The 4,651-nt window shown below is 57.5% G+C and carries 6 protein-coding genes and 1 pseudogene; 5 read left to right on the top strand and 2 right to left on the bottom strand.

The window, feature by feature from the left end:
• A pseudogene (locus TH5_RS25750) lies at window positions 1–286 on the top strand (capsid assembly protein); the annotation flags it as partial.
• On the opposite strand, the gene TH5_RS24925 reads toward TH5_RS25750, so the two are convergent.
• The gene (locus TH5_RS24925) at window positions 283–1,083 is read right to left on the bottom strand and encodes a hypothetical protein (RefSeq protein WP_114124119.1); all 801 of its coding nucleotides are present in this window, start codon (window positions 1,081–1,083) and stop codon (window positions 283–285) included. The pseudogene TH5_RS25750 and the gene TH5_RS24925 sit on opposite strands and share 4 nt — an antisense overlap.
• 232 nt (window positions 1,084–1,315) lie before the next feature.
• On the opposite strand from TH5_RS24925, the gene TH5_RS24920 reads away from it, so the two are divergent.
• From TH5_RS24920 to TH5_RS24905, 4 genes are all read left to right on the top strand, one after another.
• On the top strand, window positions 1,316–2,131 hold the full coding sequence (locus TH5_RS24920) for a phage capsid protein (RefSeq protein WP_114124118.1): 816 nt from the start codon (window positions 1,316–1,318) through the stop codon (window positions 2,129–2,131).
• Between the two features lie 44 nt (window positions 2,132–2,175).
• Window positions 2,176–2,451 (top strand): hypothetical protein, encoded by a 276-nt coding sequence (locus TH5_RS24915; RefSeq protein WP_037991859.1) that lies wholly within the window; start codon window positions 2,176–2,178, stop codon window positions 2,449–2,451.
• Between the two features lie 113 nt (window positions 2,452–2,564).
• Window positions 2,565–3,161 (top strand): phage tail protein, encoded by a 597-nt coding sequence (locus tag TH5_RS24910; protein WP_114124117.1) that lies wholly within the window; start codon window positions 2,565–2,567, stop codon window positions 3,159–3,161.
• Window positions 3,162–3,240: 79 nt separating this feature from the next.
• Complete coding sequence (locus tag TH5_RS24905; protein ID WP_114124116.1) at window positions 3,241–3,864, top strand: phage tail protein; 624 nt, start codon at window positions 3,241–3,243, stop codon at window positions 3,862–3,864.
• A gap of 192 nt (window positions 3,865–4,056) precedes the next feature.
• Here the strand turns inward: TH5_RS24905 and TH5_RS24900 are convergent.
• Window positions 4,057–4,651: tetratricopeptide repeat protein (locus tag TH5_RS24900; RefSeq protein ID WP_147250190.1), on the bottom strand; the 595-nt coding region annotated here is incomplete at its 5' end.

The following is a 4,651-nucleotide window of genomic DNA, read 5'->3' as shown; positions in this document are numbered from 1 at the left end:
CTGGAAGCGGATCGCGCCCCGGATTGAGAAATGGGGGCGCGAAAACCTGCCCGAGGCGGCGTTTGAGGTGCTTTGCCAGACAGCCGACGGGGTGCGCAGCATTCACCGGTTGATGAATGGCGGGACGGAGCCGGGGTTGGCGGCAGGATCAAGAGGCGATGCGACGGGTGATCTGCGCCAAGATATCCGGGCCAAAATGAATGATCCGCGATACTGGCGCGACCGTGATCCGGCGATTGTCGCCGAGGTGCAGGCAGGTTTTGACCGCCTGCATGGTATTGCCTAGTTCACCTGATAGCGGCCATCGGTTTTGTGGACTTCGGGGGGAATGCGGGTGCGCTCGAACGCGGCATACACGTCATAAAGCCCCGGTGCCGGGACGCTGGCAAAGGCGTCTTCGGTGAGGGTCACGGCATCATCCATGTTCTGGCGTTTTTCAAAGATATGGACGGGCACCTGTGCCTGCCCGGCGCGAAGGGCTGTATCGATCAGCATATAGACCGGTTCGATATCGCTGTTTTCAAGGGCAATACCGCCCGTGCCCTCGCAGTTGCCGCGAAGGGCGGGGCGGGCGGTTTGGGCCTGTTCTGCCATTTCTTCGGGGCTGCCCGATGTGAGCGGGGTCAGGGCGATTTCGAGGTGATACGGGCTGTTGGGGGAAAGGTCGTCGCGCGTGACATGGTAAACGCCAAGATCGGCAGCATTGCCGATGGTGGCGCTATCGGCACCGGTGGAGTTTCCATCGCCGTCATTGGCGTGGGTGATGGCATCGGCATCACAGAAATTATAGCGGGTAAACAAGCGGTAACGGTTGTTTGCCTTGAGCCAGACTTCGATATCGCGGTCGGCATTGAAGACGCGCACGAAAACCGGCGCGCCAATTGCCAGATCGGCGTTGGACAGTTCGGCTTCGAGATCGGGCAGAATCCGGTTGCGGATATTTTCCGCGCCAAACCCGGCAAGGGCCGAAACCCGGCTGGTGAAATCGTTGAAATAGCCGGGAACAGGGGTATAGGGCAGCAGGGTATAACCCGCTGCCCCAATCCCGATCAGGGCGATGGTGGCAAACAGTTTTGCGCGCAACGCAAACTCCAGATCATCAATTTTGCAACAGGTCCGGCCAAACCGGACAGGTGTTCGAAACCGGTCGAGCAGGCGGGGTTCCGAACGACAACACCAAACCACTCAACCATGACCGCAAGATGACCGGTTCGGGGTGCAAATAAGGCGAAATTGCCTGATTTGCAGCGCTGTCGGGCTGTTTCATCGTCGCTGTGGTCGGAAAATTGTTTTAGGGCAGAAGGATACAAAACCGATGAGCGTGACAATCGATAAAAGCTTTGTCGATCATTTCCAGGCCGATGTGCATCAGGCCTATCAGCGGATGGGGTCGAAGCTTCGCAATACGGTGCGGGTCAAAAACAGTGTGAAGGGGGCCAGCACGGTTTTTCAGAAAGTCGGCAAGGGCAAGGCCACCACCAAGGCGCGCCATGGCAAGGTGCCGGTGATGAATGCCGAACATGAAGCGGTGCGCTGTGACCTTCGCGATTATTATGCCGGTGACTGGGTCGATGCGCTCGACGAGCTTAAGACCAATCACGATGAAAAGATGGTTCTGGCCAATGCCGGGGCCTATGCGCTGGGCCGGAAGACCGATGATCTGATCATCAATGCGCTGGCAAGCGGTGAGGAGCTTATTGATCACAATGATACAGGGCTTGCGCTTGGCAAGGTGATGGCAGCCTTTGAAGGCATGGGCAACCGCGATGTGCCCGATGACGGGCAGCGTTATGCGATTGTCGGCTGGAAACAGTGGTCCGAATTGTTACAGATCCCGGAATTTTCCAATGCCGATTATGTCGGTGATGATGACCTGCCGTGGAAGGGAACACAGGCCAAGCGGTGGCTTGGCACGCTGTGGATGCCGCATTCGGGGCTTCCGGTGGCAGACGGCATCCGGTCGTGCTTCTGGTATCACAGAACGGCGATTGGCCATGCGATTGGGGCGGATGTGCAGTCTGACATTACCTGGCACGGCGACCATGCGGCGCATTTCGTCAACAATTCCATGAGCCAGGGCGCGGTGCTTGTTGATGATGCCGGGGTGAGCTGCATCCGGGCCAAAGAATAAGCCGCGGCTTTTGAATATTTTCCATACAGATAACGGAGATCAAAATGGCAGAAGGTTTTAAAGCCAGAAACCTCAGTGTTCTGGCCTATGCCAACGGCTTTACGCTTTGGCATTACATCACCCCGGATTTCGCCGCCGACGTCGATACGGCGGGCTATTTTGCCGATGCGCGCGACATGCTGCGGGTTGGTGACATTATCATCGCCAATACCAACCGCGATGCCACCATGTCAGGCGGATTGTTCGTCGTGGCGAGCTCGGGGGCTTTGGGTGTTGATGTCCGCGATATGACGGCGATTGGCAGTTCGAATACGGACTGATCCGGGCCGTCCGCCCAAGTTCACCGAATTTACCAACCAGTTTCATTTTTCCCTCGACCCGTTTCTGCCCCGGCAGGAGCGGTTTTTTTATGTCCAAACCAAGGAGAATGCCCATGCAGGGTTCCAAACCGGTCGAATGCGAAGTGCTTAACGTTATCCAGGCGGCAGGTATCTGGCCGGATTGCGATGACAAGACGCAGCTTTTGCAGGCGATCAATACGCTGATTTCGGGTGGCGGCAATGGTGGCGGCGGTGGTGCGACCCCGCTTGGCACGGTGCTGCCGTTTGCCGGTGCGACGGCGCCGGAGGGCTTCATGCTGTGTGATGGTGTTGAACTGCTGGCCAGCGACCATGCCGATCTGTTTGCCGTGATTGGTACGGTTTATGGCGAGGGCGAAGCACCGGGCAGCTTCAAGCTTCCTGATCTGCGGGGTCGCACCGCGATTGGTGCCGGTCAGGGCGTTGATCTGAGTGATCGTGTGCTGGGCGTTTCAGATGGTGCGGAAACCCATCAGCTTACGGTCGATGAAATGCCGAGCCATAATCACGATAACGCCTTGGTTGGTCGGACTGAGCAGCTTTATGGAATGATGAATGATCCGCAATATCACAACAGCGGGAAGTTCAAGCAGATGGCTTCCGCTGGCGGCGACCAGCCGCATAACAACATGCAGCCTTTCGTGGTGTTGAACTACATCATCAAGGTCTGATTTTACGGCGTTAACTTTTTCCCTCGACCCGGCAGCATTCCGCTGCCGGGTTTTCTTTTATCCAAAACGGAGAATATCCATGCAGTGTAATACACCGGTTGCCAGCGAAGTTCTGAACGTTGTTCTGGCGGCCAATATCGCGCCGGACCGTCAGGATGACACCCAGCTTTTGCAGGCGATCAATACCCTGATTGCCAATGGCGGTTCGGGCGGTAACGGCGGCAATGGCGGCGGTTCCGGTGCCGAAATCGGTTCGGTCACCGCCTTTGCCATGCCGACCCCGCCGGAAGGCTGGCTGGTCTGTGACGGTTCGGCGGTTTCGCGGACCGATTATGCCGATCTTTATGCCGTGATTGGTACGGTTTGGGGCCATGGGGATCAGATTGCCACCTTTAACCTGCCGGATCTTCGCGGCGAGTTTGTTCGTGGTTTTGATGCCGGGCGTGGTGTGGATGCGGATCGTGAGTTTGGAACGAAGCAGGAAGATGCATTCCGAAGCCATAATCACAGCCTTGCCTATAGCTACAATCTGACGGACAGCGCTCTTGGTGGATATGCTGACCATAACCCAAACAGGAATGGTGGAGAACCTAACAGCCAACTTAGTGAAAGTTTCACTGAGGGTGGAAGTGAAACCCGTCCGCGTAACATCGCCATGACTTATGCGATCAAGGCGTTTTATCCGGTGGCGGCTTCGGTCTGATATCTGACGGATGAGTGATGGGCGGGGTCCGGGGTTCCGGGCCCCGCTTTTACCTGCGGCGCGAAGGACTGGATTCCCGCCTGCGCGGGAATGACGGCAGGGAAAAGGCTCCTTTCACCGTCACTACCGCGAAAGCGGGAGTCTATCGTGCCGCATCCTTAAAACCGGCGATGAGCCTGCCGTCCGATGGTTTTACTGCGCCCCTTTTTCCGCCAGATATTTGGTGACCTGGGCCGCGGCGCGGGTGCGTTGTTCGTAGGTGACGGAGGGGGCGGCGACTTCGATCCAGGTTTTGGCTTCGACATGATCGCGCGCAGCCGCGATGGAAAGATAGTACCAGGCAAGTTCGAGGTCTTCGGTGGTGTATTCGCCGTAATAATGCATCCGGCCCATGGCGGCAAAACCGTTGGTATCGTCAAGTTCGACAGCCTTTTGATACCAGGCAATTGCGCCTGCCGGGTCTTCAGGGCCGCCGATGCCGTATTCGAGGAAATGGCCGTAATAGTAAGGGGCATCGGGATCGCCGTTTTCAGCGGCGAGCTTCATCCATTTCCGGGCCAGCACCGGATCGGGTTCAATGCCCTCGGCCCCGGACTGGTAGATGGCGGAAAGGTTGTATTGGGCGTAGGCATCGCCGTTGGAGGCGGCCTTTTCATACCATTCACGTGCGCGGGGGAGGCTGACATCGACCCCGATGCCGTGCAGATAGCAATCGGCCAGATTGACCATGGCAGACACATCGCCCAGATCGGCGGCGCGTCGATAGTGATAGGCGGCTTCGGTGGCG

The sequence above is a fragment of the Thalassospira xianhensis MCCC 1A02616 genome, assembly GCF_003326475.1.
Taxonomy (GTDB): Bacteria; Pseudomonadota; Alphaproteobacteria; order Rhodospirillales; family Thalassospiraceae; genus Thalassospira; species Thalassospira xianhensis.
Note: the sequence above shows the minus strand (reverse complement) of the source record. Positions and strands in the feature narration are given on the sequence as shown.

Bases quoted from the DNA above. Each gene is read 5' to 3' on its own strand.
- TH5_RS24910 (WP_114124117.1), top strand. From the start codon at position 2,565: ATGCAGGGTTCCAAACCGGTCGAATGCGAAGTGCTTAACGTTATCCAG.
- TH5_RS24915 (WP_037991859.1), top strand. From the start codon at position 2,176: ATGGCAGAAGGTTTTAAAGCCAGAAACCTCAGTGTTCTGGCCTATGCC.
- TH5_RS24905 (WP_114124116.1), top strand. From the start codon at position 3,241: ATGCAGTGTAATACACCGGTTGCCAGCGAAGTTCTGAACGTTGTTCTG.
- TH5_RS24920 (WP_114124118.1), top strand. From the start codon at position 1,316: ATGAGCGTGACAATCGATAAAAGCTTTGTCGATCATTTCCAGGCCGAT.